The organism is Bacillus sp. NH11B (genome assembly GCF_001884205.1).
Taxonomy (GTDB): domain Bacteria; phylum Bacillota; class Bacilli; order Bacillales; family Bacillaceae_G; genus Bacillus_A; species Bacillus_A proteolyticus.
Genome location: NZ_MAOG01000103.1, coordinates 1 through 26,339, shown reverse-complemented (window position 1 = coordinate 26,339; position 26,339 = coordinate 1). Strand labels below are relative to the sequence as shown.

Sequence of the window (26,339 nt, the reverse complement as noted above, 5' to 3'; positions counted from 1 at the left end):
TGGCCTCCACCGGTGTTCGGTGGAGTTGTATTCCCTTGGCCTTCACCGTTGTTCGGTGGGGTTGTATTTCCTTGGCCTCCACCATTGTTCGGTGGAGTTGTATTTCCTTGACCATTTCCATTATTTTGTTCATTTTTCTTATTTAATTCATCTTGTTTCTTTTGCTCTTCTTGCTTCTTAAGCTCTTCTTGTTGCTTAAGTTCATCTTGTTTCTTTTGCTCTTCTTGTTTCTTAAGTTCTTCCTGTTTCTTTAATTCTTCTTGCTTTTTCTCTTCTTCAGTTTTTTGCTGTTGATCTTGTTTTGGTTGTTCCGTTGTATCCGGTACGCTCGTATTTGGAGATGAATCACGTTTTTCACCTTTTATACGTAACTCACTACCTTCTTGAATAACACTACTTGGCATTTTAAAGCGTGATTTATCTGTAGCCATCTCGCTCATCATTGATTTAAAAATCAACTGCGCAATTTTCGTATTTTTACTACTAATATACTCATCTTTGCCATCTTTCATATATCCAGTCCATACTGCCATCGTATATTGCGGTGTATAACCTGCAAACCAACTATCACGAGTTGCACTTTCTGGAATTCCATATTGTGCTAGTTGTTTTGAAGAATAGTTAGTTGTACCTGTTTTACCAGCTACATCTAAAGAGTCCACATTTGCCGATGTACCAGTACCTGATGTAACGACAGAACGAAGCATATCAGTAATCATATATGCTGTAGAATCCGCCATAACTTGTTTTGGTTTTTGTCCAAAACTTTGTGACTTGCCGTCTGGATAAACTACTTTCTTAACAAAATGCGGCTTCGTATACTTACCATCATTACCAAATGCCGCATAAGCACCCGCTATTTCAGTTGGTGATACTTCGTTTGTACCAATCGCTGTAGATTCTGTCGGTGCTGCATTAAATGTAATACCTAATTTCTCAGAGAAATCTTTCGATTTACTAATTCCCACTTCTTTTGCAGTTTTAATTGCCGGAATATTACGCGACATCTTTAATGCTTCACGCATAGTAATTGGACCTAAATGACTTCTGTCTGCATTTCGAACTTCTTGTCCAGTTGAATATTTAAATGGAGAGTCATCAATTTGATGGTACGTAGCCCATTTTAAATATTCAATTGCAGGAGCATAGTCAAAAATTGGCTTCATTGTCGAACCAGCTGCACGATCTAATTCAATTGCCATATTATGCCCTTTAAATACCGCTTTATTTTCACCACGTCCGCTACCTATAGCACGAACTTCTCCTGTTTTCGTATCCATAAATGTGAAAGCGCCTTGGAAGTTCTCATTTGGATAATTAATAATATTTTCATTTAAAAGCTTGTCAGCATAATCCTGTGCTTTTGGATCCAATGTTGTATAAATTTCTAAACCATCAGAACCAATATTAGCATCTGGTAGTTCTTTTTCTACTTCTTTCACAACCGCATCCATAAATGCAGGATATGGCATTGTTTGTACAGTTGCAGTCTTAAGTCCCTTTGTTACTGGAACTTTTGATGCTTCTTCCATTTCTGCCTTTGTAATATAACCATGTCGATTCATTAAGTTTAGTACAGTATTTCTTCTTTCTGTTGCCCTTTGAATATTTTCTGTTTTCGTTGGATCATAGTTATTTGGTGCTTTCGGTAAACCGGCAAGCATCGCAACTTCTGGTAAAGTTAAATCTTTTAATTCCTTACCATAGTAGTTTTGTGCTGCAGTTGCGATTCCATATGAACGGTTACCTAAATTAATTTTATTTAAATACATCTCTAATATTTCATGTTTTGAATATTGTTGTTCTAGCTTATACGCTAAATATATTTCCTGAACCTTACGCTTTGACGTTTTTTCCATCGATAAGAAGTAATTTTTAATAACTTGCTGCGTTATCGTACTTCCACCTTGAGAGCCATAATCTCCTTTAAGACTGACTAAAACCGCACGTGCAGTACCTTTAAAGTCTACTCCACTATGCTCATAAAAACGTGCATCTTCCGTCGCTAAAAATGCATTTTCTACCAATTTAGGGATTTGATCATACGTAACATTCGTCCGCTTTTCTTTCCCATATTCATATACCAAATTCCCGTCTTTATCATAAATTTTTGAGGATAACGGATTAACAAGTTTTGCTTTCTCAAGTTTCGGCGCATCCTTTATCATAACGAAAAAGGTAGCCACCCCTGCCACTAAACCTACAATACCAAGTAGTAAACAACTAATTAAAAATTTACGGAAAAACGATGTTTTACCTTTTGGTTTTGTTTTTTTAGAAGCTGGCTGTTTTTTCTTTTGAACTTGTCTTCGCTCCTCTCGAGAACGATAATTTTCTGACATGTTACTTTCTCCTGCCTTTCAATTCTCCCGTTGATTTACTTAAAAATATTGAGGTCACTTTCACAAATACATTTAGTCAAGAAAGTATATTGACCTGGAGCATTCAATATTTTCCCAATTCACAGATTATAAATTTTAGAATACTTCTTATACAAACTATTTTCACTTCTATTTTTTCTAATAATGCTGCCCCTTAAAGCATAGAATGTAAGAAGTGAATTTTTAATACCTCGTATAAATAATATACCTTTTTTTCAAATGGTCAATATTTTCTTATTTATAAATCAAAGGTGAAATAAAAATAGCACAACGATATGTACTTCGTGTGAACTTCCTTATAATTGCGTATAAAGAACATTTGATATATCGCATATAAATATAATACCTCTTTAATTATTAGGATTTCAACACGACAATCCCCTTATCTAGAAGAAACCATCTAAAATGAAAAGTAAGGAGTTGCGTATTGATGAAGCTCTCACCCGTTATCTCAAAAAATATAGTTGCTGTAGGCTATAATCCTTTTTCAATGATTTTACGTATTCAACTAAAGAATGGTATGTATGATTTCTTTAATGTACCAGAAAGCATTTACACCGGTTTATTAAACGCACACTCTAAAAGTTATTATCATAATACCTATATTAAAAATTCTTACCGCTACACTAAAATTTAAACTCGATTGGCATACAAAAAAGAAAGGCGAATCAAATTCCCTTTCTTTTTTGTATGTTTTCACTCGCAATTTACCTTCTATCTTCTTTTATTAATTTCATCGTACGCTTGGATTTGTCTTTTAAGTCGCCTGTCGGCTTTTTTATCATGTACGACAAGAACTGCGTGTATCGCTCCTGGAACCCAAAAAATCAAGGTTAAAATGAAATTAATAATCGCTTGAAACGGCTTTCCGCAAAATAAAACAGCTACTGGCGGAAGTAGAATTGCTAATAAGTACATCATGTCTAAAAAACTCCTTAATGTTTATTTTTTCAATTCTTACCCATCCATCTCCTACACTATCAAACCTATGAAATTATATTATTTCTAAAAGCATATATAAGAATTCGTCATTACAAAAATCACATATAATAGTATAACTAAATGAGGAGCATCTCACTAACGTTAACAAGTTATTTTCACTCGTTCGTTTATATGTATATTCTACACCTATATGAAAAAGCCTACAAAATGAATTAACACATCAATCTTGTCCTACATCTAAAATTGAAATACTCCAAAATTCATTGAAATGAGTATTTCATCACCTTTTCTTAGATTCCAATCGTTGTTCCTCTACTATTTCGGTTAATCCAATTGCTGAAATTACAGTACCTATTGCCTGTATCCAAATGCCTATTAGCCCTATTATACGTTGAGCTTCTTTATCTATATTACTGTCTTCGTTTCCCTTTTCTTCTTTTGATATATTTTTAATACCTTGATATGCTTGTAATCCCGCACCTAAACTTTGCATTGAATTCCCTAATACGATAATCCACTGTATTCCATTTATCTCATTCAATGCTACTTCTACTCCTAAAAAAGCACCAATTGATTGCAAACTATTTCCAGTAATTATAAGGAAATCATTTTCTTTCATTTGTTCATTGAGATTAAAATACGTTCCTATTACATTTGAAATATTACCTAAAGCTAATAACTCAATCCCCGTTTTCGCTAGCGCTTTATTTTTGTTATCTATAGTTATCTCTTGCTTCTCACATTTATCTTCATCTTTCGCATCAATAGTTGCTATGATTTGTAATATATATCCGAGGGCTTGTAATGAACTCCCTACAATAACAAGATCCGACTCAATCTTTTCTTCTCCTGAAAAACCTCTAGTTGTTCCAATTGCTGCTATAAGATTTCCTCCTACTTGAAACCAGGCCCCTGTCAATTCTAAATCGCGTAGGTTCATTTCCCATCACCTATATTAAAATTTTCTAGTACATTCGAAACAAACAAATATCACCTTCAATTCTTTATTTTATTTTTCATATGTAATTTTGTGCATCACATAATGTACTAATAATACAAAAGAGCACCATTCAGGCGCTCTTTTTGACAAGGGCTTTCTCGATAAATGTCTAATTTGCAAATGCTTTTTACATACTTCAATATATGCTTGTCCTTCAAAAATGTGCATATCACATTTAATACCTAGCTAAACATTAAACGCATATCGGACATGTCAATGAGTCTCCGTTTTTATCTATTGATATATTTAATATATAATGGATTGCTTTATGTGACCATATTTCAGGTGTAGGAGATTCTTTTACATATTGAGGTGCACAGGAGTGAAGCATTGGAGTGCTAATACTTCCACCTGGATCTAAAGCAACTACGGCCATGCCATTTGGCAATTCCATTGCCATGGACTGCGTGATACCTTCAATAGCAAACTTCGAAGCACAATATGGAGCAAGCTCAGCCTCACCTTCTCTTCCCCAACTAGAGCTCATATTAATAATAATCCCTTCTTTTCTAGCTATCATCGCCGGGACGAACGCCCTAATGACATTTACTACCCCGTTCACATTTACACTCATTACACTTTCAAATTCTTGAGCGGTAACTTTCCATAACGGTGCGTTTTGATTAACAATCGATGCATTATTTATTAACATATCAGGAGCCCTATACTTATTAAGAATACAACTTGCCCATTTACTAACTTGGTGATGATTTGAAACATCAATTATTTGAAAATCATGTGAAGCACCGTAATATTTATTAAGCTCTTCAATTTTATTTTTTGAGCGTCCACACCCTACTATATTCCATCCCAATTCATGAAACCTATCAACCAATGCACGTCCTAACCCTTGCGTTACTCCAGTAATAATTACAAGTTTTTCAATGTCGTTTCGCTCCAACTTCATCTCCTCCTTTCAATTAATATTACTCTTTTTATTCTTATTCAAATTCTTACTTAAGTATCAATTCATTTCATACTTTAGGAGTATTTTTGATATTACATATTACAAACAAAAAGAGTAACCATCATAGTTACTCTTTTTGTTTGTATCTTTATTATTTTTAAATTGTATCTGCGCTTTCCTACATTTCTCATATCAATAAATATAGGTTACACATTGATGAAAGTATATTTATATTTATATTTATGTTTACAGTTCGATTTATCCAAATACTTTTCAATCGACATTTTCAACATAACATGATCCACCTTTATCCAAGTATTTTCACGTAGCCTTAAACACGCTTTCATTTAAATTCTCAATCTCATTTTGCAACTTTTTAAATTGTTCAAAATGCATTGTTATAGATTGAATACTATTCCTTTCAACATTTTGCTTCACTAATAAAACGCCTGTATCGTGAAAAATCGCTTCAAGTTCTTTCCTTATAGATACTTTCGTAATATATGCTGTTTTAATTGCCGATAAAATCTCTATTTCATTAAACTTTAATTTTATTTCATTAGGACAAAATGCTTTTTCGATCAATGTAACATCATTACTACAAATAAAAGCAACAAGTTTACTTGATTCTACATCTGTTAAATCTACTGTTTTTATAACATTATCCATTACATTTCGCCTCCTTTAATTCCGTATATATTAATTATTAGAATTTACTCTTTATAAAATTCAACTCTTCATTAAATTTAACATACTTTTTGCTAAATTGATTAAATAAAGCTTCAAACGTTTCCCTATCCCACAATATTTGCCACATGAACCAATTAAACTATACCTTCATATAGTAGTGCAAACAATTACTTATAAGGTAGGTGAAATTTATGCCCTCAGTTGTTGGGAATTTAGTTGTACAAAATAGTAACGGATCTTTCAACTTAGGTGATTTCTACAACGTTTCTCCAAAGGAGAATACAAAAGCTTATAACGGCTCTGGCGCATCTAACGTTGGTTTCGTTGTGAACACTTTTAGCGGGGTTAGCGCGACTAATACATTTGATTCTGATTTAGCAGATCAAAACCAAGTTGGTACGGCCTAACCAGATCTGTAATCAGATTTGTATAATATTTTTAAATTTGTCTATACTATACTCAGGCTGATAAACAGCTATCGTTAATTTTTTGAGTGCCCAATCTTTTTCTCCCTTTCCCTGGGGCTAAGCAGCTAGTTTGCATCTAGCTGCTTTTTCATTTAATTCTTCACCTCTTCAAAAATAGTAAGGGTTTTGTCTATTATCCATTGACTATTAATCCATAACAATTGGGCTTTTGCAGGCAGCCTGACGTACAGCCAAATTTCGAGGTGTGAATCTAACTACCCACCAATAGCGGGACAAATTAAAAAAGCTAAATTTCAAAATTCAGCTTCTTTTAGGTTACATCAATTATGTCCATTGTAGAAAATATATATGTTTTATAAAATGCATCTGTACATTTTACAATTTGTTGAATAGGATTTATATGAACCACTGTCATATAACTTGTAAGTATGTATCCTTCTTCAAAATATGTCACTAACATCTCTTCTTCAGACAATAATGAAGTTAATAACTTGTCTGGAATACTTTCTTTCGCTTCATTAGTTATTAGCGGTCTTTGGACTTTTAATTTCTCTCCAATAATTTTTTTCATACTTAATAATTGTTCCGACATTACTGTAAACGGAACCCACTCTCTTCCTGTTTCCTGTATCTTTACATAACTCATTTTCTTTACTCCTCAATTTTCTATATCTATCCATCTCTTATTTAATATGTAGCGTAGCTTTCCAATTCAAAACTATTTATGAATTTGTAGAAATCTCCACTACAAAAGAACATTTGTTCTCATTATACACGAACTAACGTTCTTTTAGAAGTGCAATATGTAAATTTTTCAAACAAAATGTAACTTTAATCTATGAAGTTTATTCATACCCATTGATTACTCCCTATTATTAATCAATTTTCTTTGCACCTCCTATCACACCATAGAATACGTGTAGCAACAATAAAAGCGACTCCACCCAATGTGGAGTCGCTTTTATATTTCTACTTTTCTATCCTAACTAACGTTCTTTCTGGAATACAAATTTCAGCTACATCAAAATGATTTATTTTCAAATTTAATTCCCCTACTTTTTCCTGATTTTCTTCACCAACCCAACAACTATATAATTCAAAGTAATCTCCTTCTTTTAAATACCCTTCCATAATCGAGCATAAAGTTAAAAGTTTATTTTGAGATTCTTTCTTATCAACTAATCTTTGCCACTCAACCAGTTCTATTCCCCATCCTGATGATACTTCATAAATGTAATTTGTTTGAAATTGATGCTTTTTTACAACTTCAAGTAAACCTTCATCTGAAAAGCACGGTCCAATTATGATTAAATCATTGGAATCTTCTGGGGTTAACGGCACTTCTACATTACAACTTATATAACTAGCTAAACTCATTTTTAACTCCTCCAATATTATTCAACAAAGCTATTCATTAACCCTCCATCGACATAAGCATATACTTTTATTATGAACGGAAATCACAAAATTTTCGAAATTTATAAAGAATGTAAAACAATACATTCTTTATAAGTTTCATACATTTCGACAAATCATTTCACTGATCCTGCTATGTGCGGGATAATAATCAGTAAGGACGAACAAAGTCAAAACTAATTATTTCATTACTTTACTTTCTCTATTGATTAAGTTTAGGTTGCATAATAATATGTAATTCTCTCTCTGTTTCTGTTTTTTTCGGATTCCGATAATATTCCAGTTTGTATTCTATTACTTCATACTCAATCATCCCAATCTTTATCCCTTTTGTTTCTTTTAATACATCTAGTAAAATACTTATATTTTCATTAGCTGATTCGAAAATTTCCCCTCCGCCTTCTCTTTTAAAAATAACTTTCATATATTCTCCTCCAAGTTAATTTAATAATCTAGTGAATCTAAAAATATTAATATTATAATATAGAACACTTTTTGCAATAAAAATTTCTACATTTCATTTCGTATAAAGTCAATTTACTCTCCGATAATATGGTATGTATCATTCTTTAAATTATGTCTTCTATTCATTCTCTAAGAAAATACAAAAAATATATTTAGTTTATATTTCACAAGATTAATTAACTAAAACATTATCATTTCAACATTTTGCGAATTAAATTGCTTATTCCTTTTATCTACATACAAATTTTCCCATTGTAATTCTTAATATTTAAATGTAATATTGTATTGTCTTACTATCTATTTATAACACACACACTAACGTGAAAAGGGGACTCTATACGAGTTCCCTTTTCTATTGAAAATAAAAAAACAGAAATATAGCATTATGCTAAATCTCTGTTTTTCTTCTAAACCTTATTTCTCATCTAAGAATTTAAATGTATCTTTAAATTCTTTATCTGTTACTTTAATATCCGCATCTTTCAATAGATCATTGATTACTTGTTGTTTCCATTTACCTGTCGCATCTTGCAGTCTTTGTTGTTCTAAATCTTTTCGAATCGTATCTTTTACTTCATCGTATGGTTTCAATTCTTTTTTATCCGTCACTTTTATTATATGATAACCATAAGATGTTTTTATTGGCTCACTTACTTGTCCTGCATCTAATTTATACGCAGCTTCTTCAAACTCTTTCACAGTTTGACCAGGAGCAAAACCAGCTATTTCTCCACCCTGTTCCTTTGAACCAGTATCTTCCGAATATTGTTTCGCTAAAGCAGTAAAATCTTCACCATTATTTATTTTCTCTTTTACTTCTTTCGCAGTTTTTTCATCTTTCACTAAAATGTGACTTACCTTCATTTCAGGTTTATGGTTATCTTTCACATCTTTATCTGTGACAGTCGCTCTAATCGCTTTCTCAAGCGCAATTTCTGGCTTCATTTTCTCTTTTAGTTCATCTTCATTTTTTAACCCTACTTGCTCTAAAGCCACATCAAACTTGTCACCCATTTGTTCCTTCGCTGCGTCTACTTGTTTTTTAGCTTCTTCATCTGAAACTTCATATTTATCTAGCAATGCCTTATTTAACATCATTTGAGATAAAGTACTTTTTCCATATGTTTGCCTTAATTCTTTACTTAACTCTTTCTCTGTCACGTTTCCTACTTTTGATGTTGCAACATTTTCTGCGGAACCACACGCAGACAATACTAGCGCCACACATGTAATAATAGTTCCCATAAATAGCTTATTCTTTTTCAATTCAAATACCTCACTTTGATAATTGTATATTAGGAACTATACAGCGCTATTGTGAAATTAATGTGTTTTCCGCAAGTATTTCTCTTCATGTCAGAGGCAAGATTTATTAAACACTAAAAGCTGGCATGCAGCCGATTTTTTAACATCATTTAATCTGTACATGTTCTTCTTTGATCCATTTGTTTCCACCTATATCTACATATCCATCCTGACGATTCCAAATACGATAAGGAATTTTCCCATCGACCGCACCTGTATCATTCCCGTTTGGTCCATCGTACGTTCTAATTTCATATCCAGGTGTGTATTTTGAGTATGCATAGTACCATTGCACATTAAAATGCTCTAACTTAGCCCACTGTTGTTCTCCACCTAAACAAATCATATCTTTTTCGCCACCTCCCCAATAACCTTTAAAAATTAAATATGGGATTTTTTTCGTAAGTCTTCCTGTAAACTGTGGATTCGCAGGATTTTCATATAAATTAATGCCGTATCCATCATTATATTTTGAAACTGCAATACCAATTCCATTTGGTTGCTTACTATCTCCAATACTAGATTGATTTGTTTGATTTGAACCTATAAACCAAGAAAGATTTTTATTCCCAATTAATTGATTTAAATCACATTTTCCAATACCAGGAACATTTCCTGAATCAGTATATTGCCAAATATCACAAGGGTATGCTGGTTTATTCCCTCCATAACGAGGAATCCAAATAAAATCAGCATCAATATTGCGAGCTCCAAATGATATATACGTGTGATGTCCTACATATAAACCAATTTTTTTTGCACCTAATCGGCGTAATTCATCAATAAATGCTTGAGTCCCACCTTGCATATCTACCATTGTTTGAACTTCTACATCTGCCACCCAAAATTTGGCGTTTTTATCGCCACGATTCCAAAAATCTTGCGCTTCTTTTTTTGCATCTGAAATAGATATATAACGGCAAAATGCATAATTTCCAAATGGAATACTACGTTTCTTCATTTCTTTCACATAACCTTGATACATAAAATCCGAAGTATTCGAACCATCTTGAACTCTAGCAATAACTAAATCTAGCTGAGCCGCTGCAATATCCCAATTAATATTTCCATTCCATTTCGAAATATCTACAATATAACCCATTATTAATCAACTCCTTTTTTATTAGCTTATTCAAAGCTTGTTTTATTGTTAGACCCATATGCCTAATAACAAGCCTCTATAAAACAAATAAATATATTTTCATTATTTTTTAAAACTATATAATTTCTTTTTATTCATAATAAACAAGTTCTTCTCTTTTACATTTATTAACGATAAGTATACGTTTTCTTCATACTAAATAATGGGATAAAACTATAAATAATGTGCATACTATATATAAGCAATTTTTGCTTATACTCATGAATGGCCTCCAAGATTTTTCAATCTCCCTGTAAAAGGTAGCTAAAAAAGCTGCCTTTTTACAATTTATAGTTAATTACTGCTTACTCCCTCGTATTAGTATTTTTTAAGCTTTGTATTGGCATGCATGGTATATATTTTTTTACAGCGCTATTTTGATACGTATTAGAAATAACTTTTCCTATTTATGAAAATGTCCTTTCCTTTACATAGTTATAAAACAATTTAGAAAAAGTATTTTAAATTTCCACATCTTACTTTCAAATGAAATGGTGAAATACAGTGAAACTTTAATCAGTGGGGGGCATCCCCATTGATTATTAGCCCTCATCAATCGGGTGTCTACGGGCAGCAGGGCTTCCACCTAGCTTCTTTGCTCTCGCCGAATTTTAAGGTTAGAGTCTTACTGCCCACAAATAGCGGTATAAAACTCCATCTACTAATATCGTATATATAATAATCAAATACAATAAAATTACATATTATATTAATACGTCTTTCTAATTAAAAAGTAATAAAAATATAGCCCCTATTATATAAGGAGTTGATTCAATGAAAAAAATGCCTATCGTATTCAAAGTTCCCCCGAATTCAAAGCTAAAAGTTACATTCTACGGTCCTTGTAACGAAGTAATTACAAACGTATCTTTAATTAATCAACTACTCATCCCTAACTGCCAGACTGTATCTCAATATCCAGACTTCAAGAAATATATAACTGAAGTCCGATCATTATCAAATTGTTAATCATATAATTTGTGATTTTTCATTTCGAACCGTTCGATAATAAAAAAATAGAAAGAGCCGAGTCTTTCTAAAGAAACGGCTCTTTTTCATTTCACAAAACATAACTTCAATAATAAACTAAAATAACTCATTAATTGATATTCTATTGATATTTCGTTGATATTTTACACATATTAATAAAATGCGCATATATTATCGTATGGAGTTACTCCACTCATAAAACCTATCTTTCTTTTGAGTATACTTTATTTGTATACTCTTTTTTTATTCTTTACTTACCATTACCCTGTTCATATTTCCGAAGATCACCCATACAAACATCGAGTATTTCAAAAAATCATCTTCTTATTAATCGTTATGAATATAAGTTTAACAATTTATCGATAGCTACATTTTCAGCATCACTTAAATCGACGAAATATTGAAGTTGCCATAGTTGACTCTTCTTAGCCTGATTACTAGCAGGTTTATCCCAAATAGGGTAAACCCTCATAGCCATTTTTCCTTTTTGGTTTTGAGTTTTTAATATTTTTTCTTTTAGAAGAATCTCTTTTGGAAAAATAAATTGTCCTAGTTTATTATCCGCTATACAAGTAATAACTAAAAAATCAGGAGCCAAATCATAAGAAAATGCCTGATTTCTCATGGAAGCCCCTTTCTCCCAAAAAGAAACAAATTGTCCAATCTTATTAGGCGTAATTTTTGATACCCTAAACCGTATACTTCTATTATTTAGCTGGAATATCCCTCCTGCATATTCTGAATTTTGTTTTTCTTCTTTTTGGTTAGTGATGAATAGATTATTAGGTTGGTAAATCATTTCATCTAGTTTTCCAACTATAGTACTAAAATCAATCATGTAGACACACCTTTTTTATTTTCCAGTATATCAAGCTTAAACTTTAATCAAAAACCGCTGTAAAGATACTTAAACGAATGATAGCTTTGTATCGTCTTTTCAAAGATTATTTTATCTACTCCATCCATAACTTCAAATTTACTTTTATAGTATTTATTACATAACTCTTCCAATTTTTCGTGTTATTTATTATTATATTAATATATAAACAAAAACGAGGTACATATTATATGACCCAATTCAAAATTGACTTTGGCTCCATAGAGCACCCTTTCTTCCTATTAGTTTTATATCTTATCGCACTTCTTTTAACACTCGGCATTACATTTAGTATATGTCATTCCCTTTTACTAAATTTAAATGCACCGAGTTGGGTAGCAAAACTATTAGCTATCGTATTAACTCTAGGTGTTGCTTATCAAGTATTTATGAACTTATTTTAATATATTACCAATTTAACATCTTTAAAAAAAAGGCCCTACCATAAGGTAGAGCCTTTTTTTTAAATAGTCCATAAATCACAAACATGTCTTTTATTTTATTGGAGATGGGAATCTTGCAGCTTCAAAATGCGTACTAATAAATCCTGGATCATTTTGTATAATCAGTCCATCTACATCACTCTCAGCAAAAATTTCAACTACATCTCCTGCATGTAATTGAAGTATTGTTGAAACAGCTACGACATTTGCAAAATTGGGTGGACCAAAAAAGTCATTATCTATCGCTATAGCTGGATTATCATTTACCCGAATTTCTACACGCGCCCTATAATTCGTATTACTATCATTAGGTGCAAAGCTGATTGTACCAATAATAGAATAAACTCCTCTAGTCTTCGGAATAAAATCTGATGTTACTGGATTATATTCATTCGCTAAATCAAACTGTTCATTTTGGAATAATACTTTAACAAAAGTATTTGCAGTGACATTTTGATTTACTGTACTAACAGCTCTAAAAGCAGATGCCCTTACAAGCTTATCTTTCTCATTATCACAACACTTATCGTAATAATCTGTACTCTTCTTACAACAAATATGCAGTGTCTTTTTATAGCCATTGCAATGCTTACAATAATAATATGACATATTTATATCCCCTTTCTAAATCTATTGTTGTATACTATGCAAAATAAATTTAAAAAGTTTAGACGAGCTATTGCTAATATGAAATTAAAAAAACTCCACCGAAAAGCAGAGTTAATATAATTTTTTCCTTTTTAATATTTATACAATTGGAGATGGAAATCTAGCAGCCTCAAAATGAGAACCATCTTCTGAACTACTAATAACCCCATCTATACTACTTTGCGCAAAAATCTCAACAATATCACCTGCATGTAATTGGAGTATTGTTGAAACACTTACGACATTCCCAAAATTTATCGGACCAAAAAAGTCGTTATCTATAGCAATTGCCGCATTTCCATTCACTCGAACTTCTACACGCGCTCTATAGTTTACATTTGTATCGTTTGGAAAGAAACCAATCGTTCCAATTACGGAATAAACGCCTCTAGTCTTCGGAGTAAACTCTGATGTTGCCGGGTTATATTCATCCGCTAAATCAAATTGTTCATTTTGAAATAATACTTTGACAAAAGTATTGGCTGGAAGGTTTTGATCAACTGTATTTACCGCTCTAAAAGCGGATGCTCTTACAAGGTTTTTCTCCTTATGATCGCAAGAACAATCATCATATTTTTCACTGCACTTATTATTATAGTCACTTCTATTTTTACAACAATCATGATTTTTCTTTTTGTAACTCCCACAATTCTTACAGTAGTAATAACAAGACATATATATCGCTCCTTTCTACTCTATTACTACATATTATGCAAGCTAGATTTGGAAGGTTTAGACTAATGTTCTGCTATTACAAAAATGAGAACGTGCTACCATAAGACAGCTTGAAGAGAAAATATAACTAAAAAACAAAGCTGTATTTTAAATTTTGATTATATCACTAATATCAATTATCCCGTTTCATCAACTCGTATTTCCAGCCTTCTCCTCCGTACAATTTTATTATTATTAAATAGATTTCAACATTCAGCACGATATGCAATATTTCATATTTTATTATTTCAATATCCTTTTATTATCGATAAAATGATAATATTCTCTTAAATCCCCTATGAAATCAACAATCTCTCTATAACAAATTATATTCCATCTTACAGAATTACCGTTAAACATTATATTCTAATATTATTATTGTAAATTATTTACCTGTACAAACGTAAGAATTTTGTGTATTCTATGGACAAGGAGTAAGGTAAGAGTTACTCTTTGCCATTTTAGGAAAGGCCCTGTTGGAGACAACAGGGCCTTTTTTCATAAACTAAATCGGTAAAAGTTCTTTACTAATTAGCTTTCATTACCTGAACATCATGTATTTCTTACATACAACACTGCTCTTCTTCGACTGTTTCATTTACAATCATCAGGCAATATTTAATAGTACATCGTTCATTTATCCAGTACTTTCAAAACAGCTTATTCGTAGTTCTAATCCAGAGTAATCTTTCTCCTATAAAGGACAGCAGGTACGACTGCTTGTCCTTTTTCCCTTATACTGCATACTCTCCTTTTTGGTATTTTCATACAACATTGCTCACGCTACACCCCTTTTCCCATTCTGCAAACCTTTGTAACCAAGCTTCCCATTTCTCTTTTTGTGTAGCTTCTTGCTGCTTTGCTACCTCACAAGTACAACCCTCAACCGTTATCATCCCAGGATAAATTTCTTTATGAACTACGCCCGTGTTACTGCATATCATGCACATTTTCTTCACTCCTTCTCACGATAATCTTCGCCTTCTACAGCGATTAGGTATTGTTTACTCATGCCGAACAATCGGCTCTTGGCTGCATAACCAATCTTTCAGGTAATGTTTCATCATCTTCATTAGAGCTGTATAAAATCGGCAAATTATGACGATATCGATAATCAATGATTTGATAGTAGAGGTTCTCTTTCGCTTCTGACCATTTCGATTTTCCTAAGTCGTCCCAGATGAAAACCTCTACTTATTTTGCCTGGTTCATCAATCGGTTAAATTCTTTCTTATCATCGTTCATCATCTTGGCTGCAATTAGATCATCCATGAATGTTCCGTCTGATATAAGCAGTACGCTATGCCCTCGTTTCATAAGATACTTTGCTGCAGCTACTTGAAGATGCGTTTTACCAAGTCCAAAACTGTTATGCTCTCTCTTCGCTTGCGCACGCTTTGCTGGCTCTAATTGCTTAATTCGTAACTCTCCAAATGTCGCGATGAAACCCAGGCTATTTTGTTTTGTTTCCTTGATCTCTTTGAAGTTCTGCAAGTATTTTCCCATCGTGCTATACAAAAGCTTTTGTTCTTCTGTTTCTCGTTTGTATGAATCAAACCGAGCATCTGTAAACTCTTCTGGAATCATTGCATTTTTTAATCTGCGTTCTAGTACTCGCTGTGCTTTACACTCGCATACCAAACTGATTAACCTCTTCGTAGAAAACCACTTCTGAATCATGACACTTTAAACATCTATACTCGTTTAATAAAGCCTGGCATGTTCCGCTCTCGGCTTGCATTTTCTTCCTCATAGCTTCTTCTCGTACCATAACCGCTGCCAGAGCGGTTCCGACGTGTTACATTTCCTACACCACCTCTTTGGTTTTTATAATCTTCATCAAGCTTGATTACATCTGCCATTGTTTTCACGTACCTTTTTGCCAGTTGAATAAAATACCACTAATGTATTTCCATCGCTTTGTGTACTGATCAAACGCTCTATCGACAGCTCCCATAATGATTTGGCTACCTAACAATTCTTCAAGGTCCTGCATTACCGTTCCCTTAACTGGATATTGTTCTGTAAAAGATAGTTGTAACTTTTTTGAAATTCTTCATCTATCAAAGGGTGCTTATCTACATCATCATTAGTTAGATTAGTATTTGGTAGTGGCGGTTTTTCCACTAGGTGGTTTTTCCACTAGGTGGTTTTTCCACTAGGTGGTTTTTCCAGTGGGTGGTTTTCCTCGTCTATGGTTGGCACTTCATAAACTGCAGTTTCCCAATGAGAGATTTTCCCCGTCTCTGGATTCTATACGGGATACTCTTTTAAATAACCAGCCTTCTTTAATTCTTTCAAAGTATTCGTTGTTGTTTCTTTTCCGTCTTTAGCATGTTGACATTTCCCTATATAGAAAATTGCTAGAACAAACTTACGGAGGATATAATTTAGCAGTTAATAATTTGGGTGGCCCTTTAAAAATAATGGAGCGATCCGCGTTTGAAGCATACCTTTCCCTAATGTATATCTTGCAAAAAATTTCTGAAGAAAAAGAGGGATATGGTGAAGGCTATAATGACTACGATTTGGTTTGCCCAACATATAACGGTAACCCCTGCAATTTCAGAAGTTTGACACAGCTCCGGAAAAAGCTTATAAAGAAAAGTGAGGTTCCTAATATTCGTTTGCAGGATATAAGGCGTAAATCCGAAAATCGTAAGTGAACGATTAGGACATAAAAGAGTAGGCATCACATTGGACACCTACTCACATGTGTACCAGACCTACAAGAAAAAACAGTCGAAGATTTTGCAATTACGGATTTTGCATAAAAATACTAGCTTATCCGTGTGACATTGAGAGGAGTCAAAAACATGAAAGAAATCAAATCTGAACAAGAATTCAAAGACATCATCGCAAGCGAGGAGCCAGTAGTTGTTAAGTTCTTTACTACATGGTGCCCAGATTGCGTAAGAATGGACAACTTTATCGGAGATGTAATGGGAGAGTTCAATAAGTTTGAATGGTATTCTATTAATAAAGATGAGTTCCCAAGTATTGCTGAAGAGTATCAAGTAATGGGTATTCCAAGCCTGCTTGTTTATCAAAATGGCGAGAAGCTTGGCCACTTACATAGTGCTAACGCAAAAACTGAAGAGCAAGTTACTGAGTTTTTAGAAGCATACTAAGAAACGAAAAAACCTCTGAAAATATTTTCAGAGGTTTTTCGTTTCTTAGTATGTTCTTTGTATTTTTCTCTTTTTAGCAAATGAACATTTTTATATTATTCTCCTCTTCTTATTCACTAAATTTTTTTATCATTTCTTATATATTACTCCCACGAGGAATTACGAAGAGTCATTTTGTGAAATATATACCTGAATGGAATTATGCGAATCATTATTCTCGCCACCTTCTCCTATGCCTTAATCATCATTAATTGTTTAAACAACTTTCCGCTTTGTACTTTTCAACATTTTTTTCCTTAACGAAACTTTGTTATCCCCTTCTTAAAAAGCTATAAAACGTCAACAATGTTTGTATAGACCCACACGAGTTTCGTTTGATACTCTATGTATAGAAAGAAATTCCTAATAGGAAGGTGAGTGATTAAAATGGATTCTCTTTCTCATAAAGAAGCTGATAAAGGTGCTATTGTCAGCATTATGGCCTACATATTTTTATCCTCTATGAAAATTATCATCAGTTATATTACCCTCTCTAGCGCATTACGTGCTGATGGATTGAATAACTTAACGGATATTGGCGCTTCTTTAGCAATATTAATTGGCCTGAAAATTTCTCGTAAGCCTCGCGACCCAGATCATCCATATGGGCATTCGCGTGCAGAACAAATCGCATCACTTGTTGCTTCTTTTATTATGGCAACGGTCGGATTAGAAGTTGTGGTTAGTGCAATTCAATCGTTTTTAAATCCGAAACAAGCAGTGCCTAATGTACTCGCTGCGTGGGTTGCTTTATTTTCTGCCGTCGTAATGTATTTCGTATATAAATATACGAAAAAGATTGCGATTCAAACAAAGAGTAAGTCGTTAGAAGCCGCTGCAAAAGATAATTTATCAGATGCACTCGTAAGTATTGGTACAGTAATAGGTATAGTCGGATCACAGTTCCAAATGCCTATTTTAGACCCTATTGCCGCTTTAATTGTCGGTCTTATTATTTGTAAAACCGCATGGGAAATTTTCGTAGAAGCTTCTCATATGCTAACGGATGGAATCGATCCAGATAAGATGGAAGAGTACGCTGATGCCATTGAACATATTGGTGGCGTGGAAAACATCGTAGATATTCGCGCTCGTATGTACGGGAATCAAACATACGTTGATATTACAATCGAGGTAGATGCGCGTATGGATGTTGGAGAAAGTCACTGTATTACTGACAACATCGAGGCTATGCTTCGAAAGAAATTCGGAATTTATCATGCTCATATTCATGTGGAGCCCATGCAAAAAGAACCTATTATGACATAGGTTCTTTTTTGATGAACGCCTTATGAAATATAACACATAAAACGAGCCAGCTACCGCCCGCTGCCCATCCGGCTAATATATCAGATGGATAGTGTACGCCAAGATAAATTCGGCTAACTGAAATAGATAATACAACAAAGCTCGCTATAAAAATAATCAGCAATTTTTTATGCAATGAAATACGATCTTCTGTAATTGTGACGTATGCAATAAATCCTAAAAAAGCAGTAGCATTCATCGTATGCCCGCTCGGAAAGCTATATCCAGTTGCCGTAACAAGCTGCGTTACATCAGGTCTTGCCCGTTCATACCATAGTTTTAGCATACTGTTCAAATAACGAGATCCGTAATAATTTATTGTTAGAAGTAATGCACTTAGCAGTTTTTTTCTAACGAGAAAATACATTACAAGTATAATGAGTAACGGGAAATATATTCTTTTTGAACCGATAAAGGACATCCAAGTAAAATAGGTTGTCAAATAATCGTTTCGGAAACTTTGAATAAAGTGTGCAACTACATTATCAATTTTTTCAATACAAGCGGTATGATACGAAAGTGATAGTGCGACAAAACAAATGAGTAATGTACAACTTAACAAGTATAAATGTCGATATCGTTTCACATACATAACCTCACTATGCAAAAAAATGGAGCGGTTGTTTTAGTTTTCCTCTCCATTTCTTTTTTATGCATAGTTTATTAAAAAATATAATTGTTAATTTTTTGCTGCATCGTTGGAATATCTTCGCTTGTTACCGTAAAGCGAATAACCTTCTCATCAAGATCAAGCGCTTCGGCAAATAAACCAGCCAATCCACGCGATTTTCTATCTACTTCCATAATAATTTCTAATCGGTCGTAAGCAATTGGCAAGATTAATAATTCTAATTCATCTAATTTCCCATAATACTCTCCGGAAACTGGAATAAATTCAAATTCTTGTGCAAATGGTACTTGCTTACGTAATCGATATGCTAATTCTTCGCATTCTATATGACGCGCTTTAAAACCTAATTGATTTACACTGTCTAATACGCTGTTCAATAGTGCATTCGGCAACACTTGAATATAATCGCGGTCACTTGGATCAATACTACGTTTAATATCAAGACCTGTATGAACCCAAACCGTTTTCATTCCAAGTGTTAGTGGCGCTTCAATTGGCATTGAAAACGAAAATGGAATTTCAACTTTTTCATTTGGCTCTACAGAAAATGGATCAGTTAAACGAACTCGCTCTAAATCATACGTTGCCGTTACTTTTTTATCATCCGCTTCTCTTACATAAGACGTCGATAACGTTAAGTAAATGCTTTCAATTTGTTGGCTAACTGAGCCTCCAGTTATATGAACCTTACCTATTATCTCTTCTCCAACTATATACTCATCTTTTTCAAGAACCGTATCTACTTTTGCACTACCAATACCAACGCTTGCTAAAAACTTTTGAAACATGGGGCCTCCATCCTTTCTAAAGCGTAAGCTACATCTTTTTTCAGATCTTGTACATTCTCATAGTATGGCGCTTTCATTTGTAACATTCGCATTAGCATTTCGCGATTATATTCTTCCAATACTAACTCTTCATACCAAGGGTTTTCTTTTTTTTCAGTTGATTCATAACCAGCATACAGTAAAAATAATACGAAATGACCGAGCGCATAAAAATCGCTACGAAAGTGAATTTCTCGCATCAAAGCTTGTTCCTCTTCATAAGTTGTAGCTCTCTCATCACCCTCACCTTTCAATTTAGCCAATCCAAAATCAATAATACTAATTTGATTTTCTTTCATTAATATATTCGGAATACGTAAATCTCTGTGAATGATACCTTTACTATGAAAAACCGAAACAATTCCTAATATTTTATATAAAATTTCAAAAACTTCTCGTTCTTCATATACATGCCCATCTAGGAAAATATAATCTTCGAAATTTTCTCCTGGCATATACTCCATCACAAAAAAGCTCTTTTTCTCCCATACGAAATGATCATATAGAGTAGGAATTGCATGATGATTTAATGTTTTTAACATCATTTTCTCTTGTTCAAATGATTTTCTACCAGACTCATATCTTTGTTTACTTTTTCTTAATTGTTTTAAAACTTTATATTTATTTATTTGTAAATCATTAACGACATATGTAACCCCATAACTGCCCATTCCAATTACTGATTCAATCTTATACCGCTCTGCAACAATTATATTTTTTCGCAGTGGTCTATCAAATAAAGCTAGTATACGACGCCATTTCATCAGCTACTTGAAAAGAAGCTACGACTTTTACGTTTTCTTTTATAATGATGATGCCCATAATCAGAAGAACGTCGTTTATAATCGCTACTTGAATAAGATCGCCCTCTATGGCGATAATCACTACTTGAATACGAACGATATTTTTTCTTTCCTAATAAAGAATCAATAATTTTTTTGAACATCCCTTCACCTCTTGTATAAAATTTTCTTTTAATTATACCAATAATTGTAGACTCTGTTTGTGACAAGTTTGTAAAGAGTAAAAAACGACGAGTTAAGCCCGCCGTTACTTTCAATCTTCCTCTTCATCAAAAACTTCATCAATCATGCATTTCTCTAATAAATACTCAAATGTAATATCTGCTAGGTCCTCAACTTCTTCTCTTTTTGGAACGTATCCTCTTTCAATTAGTTGCTCATAAAAAAACTCCGCAATCTCTTCGGTATCAATTACGACTTCAATTTCCTTCATGAGCATCACTCCTTTATTTCTGTTTTATGAAAAAATCTCAAAATTATGTATATGAGATTAGAAAAATAGTTTTTCTTTTTTTATAGGTCATATCTTTTGGACGAGGTGCATACGATTGTAGTACAAGCTATCAAAAAGGGGGAAATAATGATGGAATACCAATATGAAGTAGATCAAGAAGTAGGGCAAACAAAAGAAGAGTTCATGCATGAAGATCAATGGGCAGACTCTCTTATTAAATGGCTTTTTATTTTTTTAATAATTGTAGGCATACCTTATACTGCATATGTTGTTGTTCAATTTATTCTCTCTTTCTAGTTAACTATTTTTTCTCTGTCAATTTAACTAAATAATTATGAACAACATCCATAACAATTTTGTATTCTTCATCTTTAAATGTATCGAATAACAAATGATAATCATTATAAATATCTAATAATCCATCAATAATTTCTTGGCGATTCGTCTTTACACTTACTTTTTTCGAATTGTTAATTGACTTCAATTTTCCTAAATCCAATTTATTCATACCAGCTTTATCTTGTTTCATTTTCTTCAAAATTGCATTTGCCGTTTGTGCATTAGCAAGTAATGTTAAATCCGATTCATCAGCTTCTAACCATTCACCATCCGTAATTCGTGACAATTCATATATAGTATCTTCCCATGCATCATTTTTATATCTCCATACTTCTGTACGAAAACCAACAATACGAAAAACATCTTTATCATACCCAGTTACTTGCACGAGATCACCAAACGTAAAGTTATAATTTAATTCAATCCACTCTGTGTCGCCCTTTTTCATTTCTTGCTCTGTTACATGCTGCAGAGTTTGCTCTACATAAAATCCATCGTGATTATTTACTTCGTATACGTAAACTCCATCTAAAACCTTCATATTTGTAACTTTCCCAACGGTTCCATATAGCGTAATCACGACAATGTCCCCTACGTTGTATTTAGGTTGTTTTTTCCTTGCCATCTATATCTCTCCTTTTTTTAACGTCGTGATTTTGATAACAGTATATGCAACCTACATAAAAACGCTTATCACAGAAGCTTATATTCATAAATTTTTTCAATAAAAAAGTAGAATGTGTGTATAACTCAAAAAAGCTAGTATATATACTAGCTTTTACTTAACATTTATGTTCTAACAGCAAGGCGAAATTTAATAAAAAAACATAAGAAATACTTCACTTTTTTAAAGTAATGTATTCCTTATGTTTTCATTTACGTAGCACTTCAATATCGTTATCTCTCTTGTATATATAAATCCCATGCTTCATCAAATATAGACATACTTTCTAGCATTCCACTTAACTCTAAATATGAACTAATTTCATCATAGTCTTCAGATTGCTTCGGAAAACTTAAATCATCGTACATCGCCTCTGCTAAATCTGATATTTCATTTTTAAATAAAGCTGCACGGTGCTTCATCATATAATGGTAAAATGTCTTTTTCAAAAATATTCCCTACCTTTCTAACTTGGGTACATTATACAAGGCGAAATAGAAAAAAACCAGCATAAAAGCTGGTTAAAAGTCGAAATAATTCCTTTTTAATAGACGTGGTCTTCCCATCAACTCTTCGTATGTTAGTTGTTTTGGCAAATCTTTCGTATAGATTAAAAACAACTGGTCTTCAATTTCTTTTACAGTATGGTCTGATTGATAATCCATTCCACATGAGGAACAAGTTATACATGGTGTCTCTTGGATTTCAATGGCTTTCGTACCATCTGGTAATTCCCAATATACAGTATTCAAGCTTTCTTTCGCTTCTGTACTGTCACACCACATACAATTCATACTGCGTCACCCTCATTTTTTTTGTCATCTTCTAACTTTGCCATTTGTGCTTGATATTTTTTATCTTTTAATTGATCACGCTTATCACGTTTATCTTTTAAAGAAGCATGCGTTTCATTGACTTCATAATCTTTACGGCGATTCATACGTTGTAAATCATCCGGAACAAGATTAAATTTCTTATCACTCATCAACCCTGCAACGCCGATATCAGAACGTTTCTCTTCATAAGTCGGATAAATCTCTTTAAAGTAGCCTTCTGCTCTTCCTGGGATATAATTTTCTGGTTCTGGATACGTTGTAATAACCCCTTCAAAGTTACGAAGTACAACTTTATCCGCACTTTGTGAAATTAAATAGTTTGGCTGAAGCGCAATTTTTCCGCCTCCGCCCGGCGCATCAACAACGAATGTCGGTACTGCATAACCCGATGTATGTCCACGTAAGCCTTCAATAATTTCAAGACCTTTAGAAACTGGTGCACGGAAATGACCGATACCTTCTGATAGATCACATTGATAAATGTAATATGGACGAACACGAATTTTTACTAAATCGTGCATCAGTTTTTTCATAATTGGAACGCTATCATTAATTCCAGCTAAGATTACAGCTTGGTTTCCAATTGGAACACCTGCATTTGCAAGCATTTCACATGCTAGTTTCGATTCTTCTGTAATCTCAATAGAAGTGTTAAAATGCGTATTTAACCATACTGGATGGTATTTTTTAATAATGTTACAAAGGTTTTCTGTAATACGTTGCGGGAATACAACTGGTGCTCTCGTTCCGATACGAATAATCTCGACATGCGGGATTGCTCGTAAATTCTTTAATACGTATTCTAAAATTTTATCATTAATTAGAAGTCCATCACCGCCAGAAATTAAAACGTCACGTACTTGTGGTGTTTCACTAATATAAGCAATCGCATCATCTAATTGCTTTTTCGGTACGCCCATCCCAATTTGTCCACTAAAACGACGACGTGTACAGTAACGACAATACATAGAACATTGATTCGTTACTAAAAATAGTACACGGTCTGGATAACGATGCGTTAACCCTGGAACTGGTGAATCTTCATCTTCATGAAGAGGATCTTCTAAATCATATTTTGTTTTATATAACTCTTCCGAAATCGGTACTGATTGCATCCGAATCGGACAGCGTGGGTCATCAGGATTCATTAGCCAAGCATAGTACGGTGTAATGTTTAACGGGATCGTTTTCGTTGAAATTTTAACGCCTTCTTCTTCTTCAGGTGTTAAGTTAATTACTTTCTTTAAATCATCTAAAGTTTTGATCGTATTCGTTAATTGCCAAACCCAATCATTCCATTGTTCTTCTGTAACCTCTTTCCATAATTCAATATCCTTCCAGTGACGATTTGGTTTGTATACATCATGTAACATTGCTATTCCCCCTTTTTATACGCTCATCCTTTATATAAGCAATTGTTATGCCAACTTCGTATTCTTGATAAGTAAATGTGCGAAATACCCTATTATATAGGAGAAAAAATATTTTCAAGTGCAGTAATAACAGAATATTAACTATCATATTCATTACCTTTTATATATGTAAACGCTCTTTTATTGGTGCAAACACACAAAAACCGCCGATTATTCGGCGGTTTTGTCGTACTTGCTCAGTTTATATTGAAGCGTTTGACGCGGAATACCTAACATTTTTGCTGCTTGCAAAATATTCCCTTCCGTTTCAATTAACGCTTGATCTATTAATTCCTTTTCCGTTTGATGTAGAGCTTCCCTAAGCGGTAATATACTTTTCTTCTTCGGAAGTTTCTCTTTCCTAAATGTACGTGGTAAACACTTTGCTGTTAATGAACTCCCTTCCGCGATAATGACAGCATGTTCAATCGTATGTTTTAACTCACGAACATTTCCAGGCCATTGATAAGCTTGTAATCTTTCTTTCGCTTCCTTATCCATTTGAAGTACACCTTTTTTATAACTTTTATTATATTCTTTCAAAAAGTAAGACGCTAATAAAAGTACATCCTCAGTTCTTTCGCGAAGTGGCGGGATATATAATGAAAACACATTTAATCGATAGTATAAATCAGTGCGGATTTTATTTTCTCTTAAACATACTTCTGGAGGTTGATTCATTGCAGTAATAACGCGAACATCTACTTTTCTCGTCTTATTATCACCAATGCGACGAATAACTCCATCCTCTAATACACGTAGCATTTTCGCTTGTAAATCGAGCGGCATTGAATTCAGTTCATCTAAAAACAATGTTCCTCCATCTACAAGTTCAAACAATCCAGCTCGTTCAATTGCCCCTGTATAGCTTCCTTTTGTCGTTCCAAACAATAAACTTTCTAATAGCGACTCTGGCAAAGCTGCGCAGTTTTGTGCAATAAATGGCTTATTTTTCCGTTTAGAAGCTTCATGAATCGCTTGCACAAATAGCTCTTTCCCTGTTCCCGTTTCACCATATATTAAAACATTTGCATCAGTTGGCGCTACTTTTTGCGCTAATTCTTTCGTCTGTTTAAACCGAGCATCATTAGTTACTATCGTCTCAAACGCAACATGCTTTTTTATCGCTTTTTTGCCAGATGATCGCTTTATTTTTGACTGTAAATCGACTATTGTATCCGTAAGTTTTTGAATTGTAGAATAGTCCTTTGCAATTTCAACAGCACCAGCAATATTTCCATCTATAAAAATAGGTAACGTCGTATTTACCGTACAAACATCTTCTCCATTTAAATTTTGATAATGCTGCGCTTGATGTACAATTGGTTTTTTTGTATCTAATACTTTCATCAATGTACTCGTTTCCCTAGTTAAAGATGGGAACGCTTCTAACAAATGCTTTCCTAACACTTTTTCAATTTTGGATCCATCATGTTTTGCAGCAACTGTATTATAAAAGATCGTAATCCCATTTTCATCCACTGCGTGTATAGCCTCATCAATACTGCCCAAAATCGCTTCAATGACTTCTTGTGTCGAAACTGCTAG

Annotated in this window: 33 protein-coding genes and 2 pseudogenes; 8 read left to right on the top strand and 27 right to left on the bottom strand. The window is 33.3% G+C overall.

Going from position 1 to position 26,339, the window contains the following annotated elements; genetic code table 11:
* Positions 1-2,342: transglycosylase domain-containing protein (locus tag BAU27_RS15785; protein ID WP_071771404.1), on the bottom strand; the 2,342-nt coding region annotated here is incomplete at its 3' end.
* A gap of 469 nt (positions 2,343-2,811) precedes the next feature.
* Here BAU27_RS15785 and BAU27_RS15780 point away from each other — a divergent pair.
* Positions 2,812-3,018: a KTSC domain-containing protein gene (locus BAU27_RS15780; protein WP_000777813.1), complete on the top strand. Its 207-nt coding sequence runs from the start codon at positions 2,812-2,814 to the stop codon at positions 3,016-3,018.
* Positions 3,019-3,095: 77 nt separating this feature from the next.
* Here the strand turns inward: BAU27_RS15780 and BAU27_RS15775 are convergent, their stop codons facing one another.
* The 4 genes from BAU27_RS15775 to BAU27_RS15760 form a co-directional block, all read right to left on the bottom strand.
* Positions 3,096-3,302, bottom strand: coding sequence for a YqaE/Pmp3 family membrane protein (locus BAU27_RS15775; RefSeq protein WP_000990221.1), 207 nt, complete (start codon positions 3,300-3,302; stop codon positions 3,096-3,098).
* Between the two features lie 301 nt (positions 3,303-3,603).
* Complete coding sequence (locus BAU27_RS15770) at positions 3,604-4,263, bottom strand: DUF6944 family repetitive protein (RefSeq protein WP_071771403.1); 660 nt, start codon at positions 4,261-4,263, stop codon at positions 3,604-3,606.
* 253 nt (positions 4,264-4,516) lie between these two features.
* On the bottom strand, positions 4,517-5,224 hold the full coding sequence (locus BAU27_RS15765; RefSeq protein ID WP_071771402.1) for an SDR family oxidoreductase: 708 nt from the start codon (positions 5,222-5,224) through the stop codon (positions 4,517-4,519).
* Positions 5,225-5,551: 327 nt separating this feature from the next.
* Positions 5,552-5,899: a hypothetical protein gene (locus tag BAU27_RS15760; protein WP_071771401.1), complete on the bottom strand. Its 348-nt coding sequence runs from the start codon at positions 5,897-5,899 to the stop codon at positions 5,552-5,554.
* Between the two features lie 212 nt (positions 5,900-6,111).
* Between BAU27_RS15760 and gerPF the strand changes: the two genes are divergently transcribed.
* A complete protein-coding gene (gene gerPF, locus BAU27_RS15755; RefSeq protein WP_001141569.1) occupies positions 6,112-6,327 on the top strand; it encodes a spore germination protein GerPF in 216 nt (71 codons plus the stop codon).
* Between the two features lie 331 nt (positions 6,328-6,658).
* Here the strand turns inward: gerPF and BAU27_RS15750 are convergent, their stop codons facing one another.
* The 5 genes from BAU27_RS15750 to BAU27_RS15730 form a co-directional block, all read right to left on the bottom strand.
* Positions 6,659-6,994, bottom strand: coding sequence for a YolD-like family protein (locus BAU27_RS15750; protein WP_071771400.1), 336 nt, complete (start codon positions 6,992-6,994; stop codon positions 6,659-6,661).
* Positions 6,995-7,317: 323 nt separating this feature from the next.
* Positions 7,318-7,725, bottom strand: a complete 408-nt coding sequence (locus BAU27_RS15745) for a hypothetical protein (RefSeq protein ID WP_071771399.1) — start codon at positions 7,723-7,725, stop codon at positions 7,318-7,320.
* Between the two features lie 241 nt (positions 7,726-7,966).
* Positions 7,967-8,188 carry a hypothetical protein gene (locus BAU27_RS15740; RefSeq protein WP_071771398.1) on the bottom strand — a complete coding sequence of 74 codons (222 nt, stop codon included), beginning with the start codon at positions 8,186-8,188 and terminating at the stop codon, positions 7,967-7,969.
* A gap of 455 nt (positions 8,189-8,643) precedes the next feature.
* The gene (locus BAU27_RS15735) at positions 8,644-9,495 is read right to left on the bottom strand and encodes a peptidylprolyl isomerase PrsA (protein ID WP_071771397.1); all 852 of its coding nucleotides are present in this window, start codon (positions 9,493-9,495) and stop codon (positions 8,644-8,646) included.
* Between the two features lie 145 nt (positions 9,496-9,640).
* Positions 9,641-10,636, bottom strand: a complete 996-nt coding sequence (locus BAU27_RS15730) for a glycoside hydrolase family 25 protein (RefSeq protein WP_071771396.1) — start codon at positions 10,634-10,636, stop codon at positions 9,641-9,643.
* 813 nt (positions 10,637-11,449) lie between these two features.
* Here BAU27_RS15730 and BAU27_RS15725 point away from each other — a divergent pair.
* On the top strand, positions 11,450-11,644 hold the full coding sequence (locus BAU27_RS15725; protein WP_071745807.1) for a hypothetical protein: 195 nt from the start codon (positions 11,450-11,452) through the stop codon (positions 11,642-11,644).
* Between the two features lie 355 nt (positions 11,645-11,999).
* Here the strand turns inward: BAU27_RS15725 and BAU27_RS15720 are convergent, their stop codons facing one another.
* Positions 12,000-12,503, bottom strand: a complete 504-nt coding sequence (locus tag BAU27_RS15720) for a MepB family protein (protein ID WP_071771395.1) — start codon at positions 12,501-12,503, stop codon at positions 12,000-12,002.
* Positions 12,504-12,733: 230 nt separating this feature from the next.
* Here BAU27_RS15720 and BAU27_RS15715 point away from each other — a divergent pair, with 230 nt between their 5' ends.
* Positions 12,734-12,946, top strand: coding sequence for a hypothetical protein (locus BAU27_RS15715; RefSeq protein WP_071771394.1), 213 nt, complete (start codon positions 12,734-12,736; stop codon positions 12,944-12,946).
* 90 nt (positions 12,947-13,036) lie between these two features.
* Here BAU27_RS15715 and BAU27_RS15710 read toward each other — a convergent pair whose 3' ends face one another.
* From BAU27_RS15710 to BAU27_RS32915, 6 genes and pseudogenes are all read right to left on the bottom strand, one after another.
* The gene (locus BAU27_RS15710; RefSeq protein ID WP_071771393.1) at positions 13,037-13,594 is read right to left on the bottom strand and encodes a C1q-like domain-containing protein; all 558 of its coding nucleotides are present in this window, start codon (positions 13,592-13,594) and stop codon (positions 13,037-13,039) included.
* Between the two features lie 138 nt (positions 13,595-13,732).
* A complete protein-coding gene (locus BAU27_RS15705; RefSeq protein WP_071771392.1) occupies positions 13,733-14,308 on the bottom strand; it encodes a C1q-like domain-containing protein in 576 nt (191 codons plus the stop codon).
* A gap of 803 nt (positions 14,309-15,111) precedes the next feature.
* Complete coding sequence (locus BAU27_RS15700) at positions 15,112-15,297, bottom strand: hypothetical protein (RefSeq protein ID WP_071771391.1); 186 nt, start codon at positions 15,295-15,297, stop codon at positions 15,112-15,114.
* A 5-nt stretch (positions 15,298-15,302) separates the two neighbouring features.
* Positions 15,303-15,934 (bottom strand): annotated as a pseudogene (locus BAU27_RS15695) (ATP-binding protein).
* Positions 15,935-16,041: 107 nt separating this feature from the next.
* A complete protein-coding gene (locus BAU27_RS32920) occupies positions 16,042-16,209 on the bottom strand; it encodes a hypothetical protein (protein WP_254797968.1) in 168 nt (55 codons plus the stop codon).
* 5 nt (positions 16,210-16,214) lie between these two features.
* Complete coding sequence (locus BAU27_RS32915; protein ID WP_254797967.1) at positions 16,215-16,343, bottom strand: DnaD domain protein; 129 nt, start codon at positions 16,341-16,343, stop codon at positions 16,215-16,217.
* A 430-nt stretch (positions 16,344-16,773) separates the two neighbouring features.
* Here BAU27_RS32915 and BAU27_RS33230 point away from each other — a divergent pair.
* From BAU27_RS33230 to BAU27_RS15675, 3 genes and pseudogenes are all read left to right on the top strand, one after another.
* Positions 16,774-17,121: pseudogene (locus BAU27_RS33230) on the top strand (site-specific integrase).
* Between the two features lie 42 nt (positions 17,122-17,163).
* Complete coding sequence (locus BAU27_RS15680) at positions 17,164-17,478, top strand: thioredoxin family protein (protein ID WP_071771390.1); 315 nt, start codon at positions 17,164-17,166, stop codon at positions 17,476-17,478.
* A gap of 426 nt (positions 17,479-17,904) precedes the next feature.
* The gene (locus BAU27_RS15675) at positions 17,905-18,786 is read left to right on the top strand and encodes a cation diffusion facilitator family transporter (RefSeq protein ID WP_071771389.1); all 882 of its coding nucleotides are present in this window, start codon (positions 17,905-17,907) and stop codon (positions 18,784-18,786) included.
* Here BAU27_RS15675 and BAU27_RS15670 read toward each other — a convergent pair.
* The 5 genes from BAU27_RS15670 to BAU27_RS15650 all read right to left on the bottom strand — a co-directional run bounded on the left by BAU27_RS15670 (position 18,776) and on the right by BAU27_RS15650 (position 21,519).
* On the bottom strand, positions 18,776-19,411 hold the full coding sequence (locus tag BAU27_RS15670) for a phosphatase PAP2 family protein (RefSeq protein ID WP_016129318.1): 636 nt from the start codon (positions 19,409-19,411) through the stop codon (positions 18,776-18,778). The two genes, BAU27_RS15675 and BAU27_RS15670, sit on opposite strands and share 11 nt — an antisense overlap.
* Before the next feature lie 77 nt (positions 19,412-19,488).
* Complete coding sequence (locus BAU27_RS15665) at positions 19,489-20,244, bottom strand: sporulation protein (RefSeq protein WP_071771388.1); 756 nt, start codon at positions 20,242-20,244, stop codon at positions 19,489-19,491.
* Positions 20,226-21,047 (bottom strand): serine/threonine protein kinase, encoded by an 822-nt coding sequence (locus BAU27_RS15660; RefSeq protein WP_071771387.1) that lies wholly within the window; start codon positions 21,045-21,047, stop codon positions 20,226-20,228. Before BAU27_RS15660 ends, BAU27_RS15665 begins: the two co-directional genes overlap by 19 nt.
* Positions 21,047-21,229 carry a hypothetical protein gene (locus tag BAU27_RS31875; protein WP_071745888.1) on the bottom strand — a complete coding sequence of 61 codons (183 nt, stop codon included), beginning with the start codon at positions 21,227-21,229 and terminating at the stop codon, positions 21,047-21,049. Before BAU27_RS31875 ends, BAU27_RS15660 begins: the two co-directional genes overlap by 1 nt.
* Positions 21,230-21,339: 110 nt before the next feature.
* Entirely contained in the window at positions 21,340-21,519 is a 180-nt protein-coding gene (locus BAU27_RS15650) for a YozD family protein (protein ID WP_000658453.1), read from the bottom strand.
* A gap of 150 nt (positions 21,520-21,669) precedes the next feature.
* On the opposite strand from BAU27_RS15650, the gene BAU27_RS15645 reads away from it, so the two are divergent.
* Positions 21,670-21,837 (top strand): DUF3930 family protein, encoded by a 168-nt coding sequence (locus tag BAU27_RS15645; RefSeq protein WP_000456534.1) that lies wholly within the window; start codon positions 21,670-21,672, stop codon positions 21,835-21,837.
* 4 nt (positions 21,838-21,841) lie between these two features.
* Here the strand turns inward: BAU27_RS15645 and BAU27_RS15640 are convergent, their stop codons facing one another.
* From BAU27_RS15640 to rocR, 5 genes are all read right to left on the bottom strand, one after another.
* Positions 21,842-22,504, bottom strand: a complete 663-nt coding sequence (locus tag BAU27_RS15640) for a hypothetical protein (protein ID WP_000101504.1) — start codon at positions 22,502-22,504, stop codon at positions 21,842-21,844.
* Positions 22,505-22,776: 272 nt separating this feature from the next.
* Positions 22,777-22,992 carry a YozE family protein gene (locus BAU27_RS15635; RefSeq protein ID WP_071745820.1) on the bottom strand — a complete coding sequence of 72 codons (216 nt, stop codon included), beginning with the start codon at positions 22,990-22,992 and terminating at the stop codon, positions 22,777-22,779.
* Positions 22,993-23,064: 72 nt separating this feature from the next.
* Positions 23,065-23,337 (bottom strand): YokU family protein, encoded by a 273-nt coding sequence (locus BAU27_RS15630; protein ID WP_002119088.1) that lies wholly within the window; start codon positions 23,335-23,337, stop codon positions 23,065-23,067.
* Positions 23,334-24,752, bottom strand: a complete 1,419-nt coding sequence (gene kamA / locus BAU27_RS15625) for a lysine 2,3-aminomutase (protein WP_071745821.1) — start codon at positions 24,750-24,752, stop codon at positions 23,334-23,336. The genes BAU27_RS15630 and kamA overlap by 4 nt, the downstream gene beginning before the upstream one ends.
* A gap of 210 nt (positions 24,753-24,962) precedes the next feature.
* Positions 24,963-26,339, bottom strand: a 1,377-nt coding sequence (gene rocR / locus BAU27_RS15620) for an arginine utilization transcriptional regulator RocR (protein ID WP_071771386.1), incomplete at its 5' end; no start/stop codon positions are given.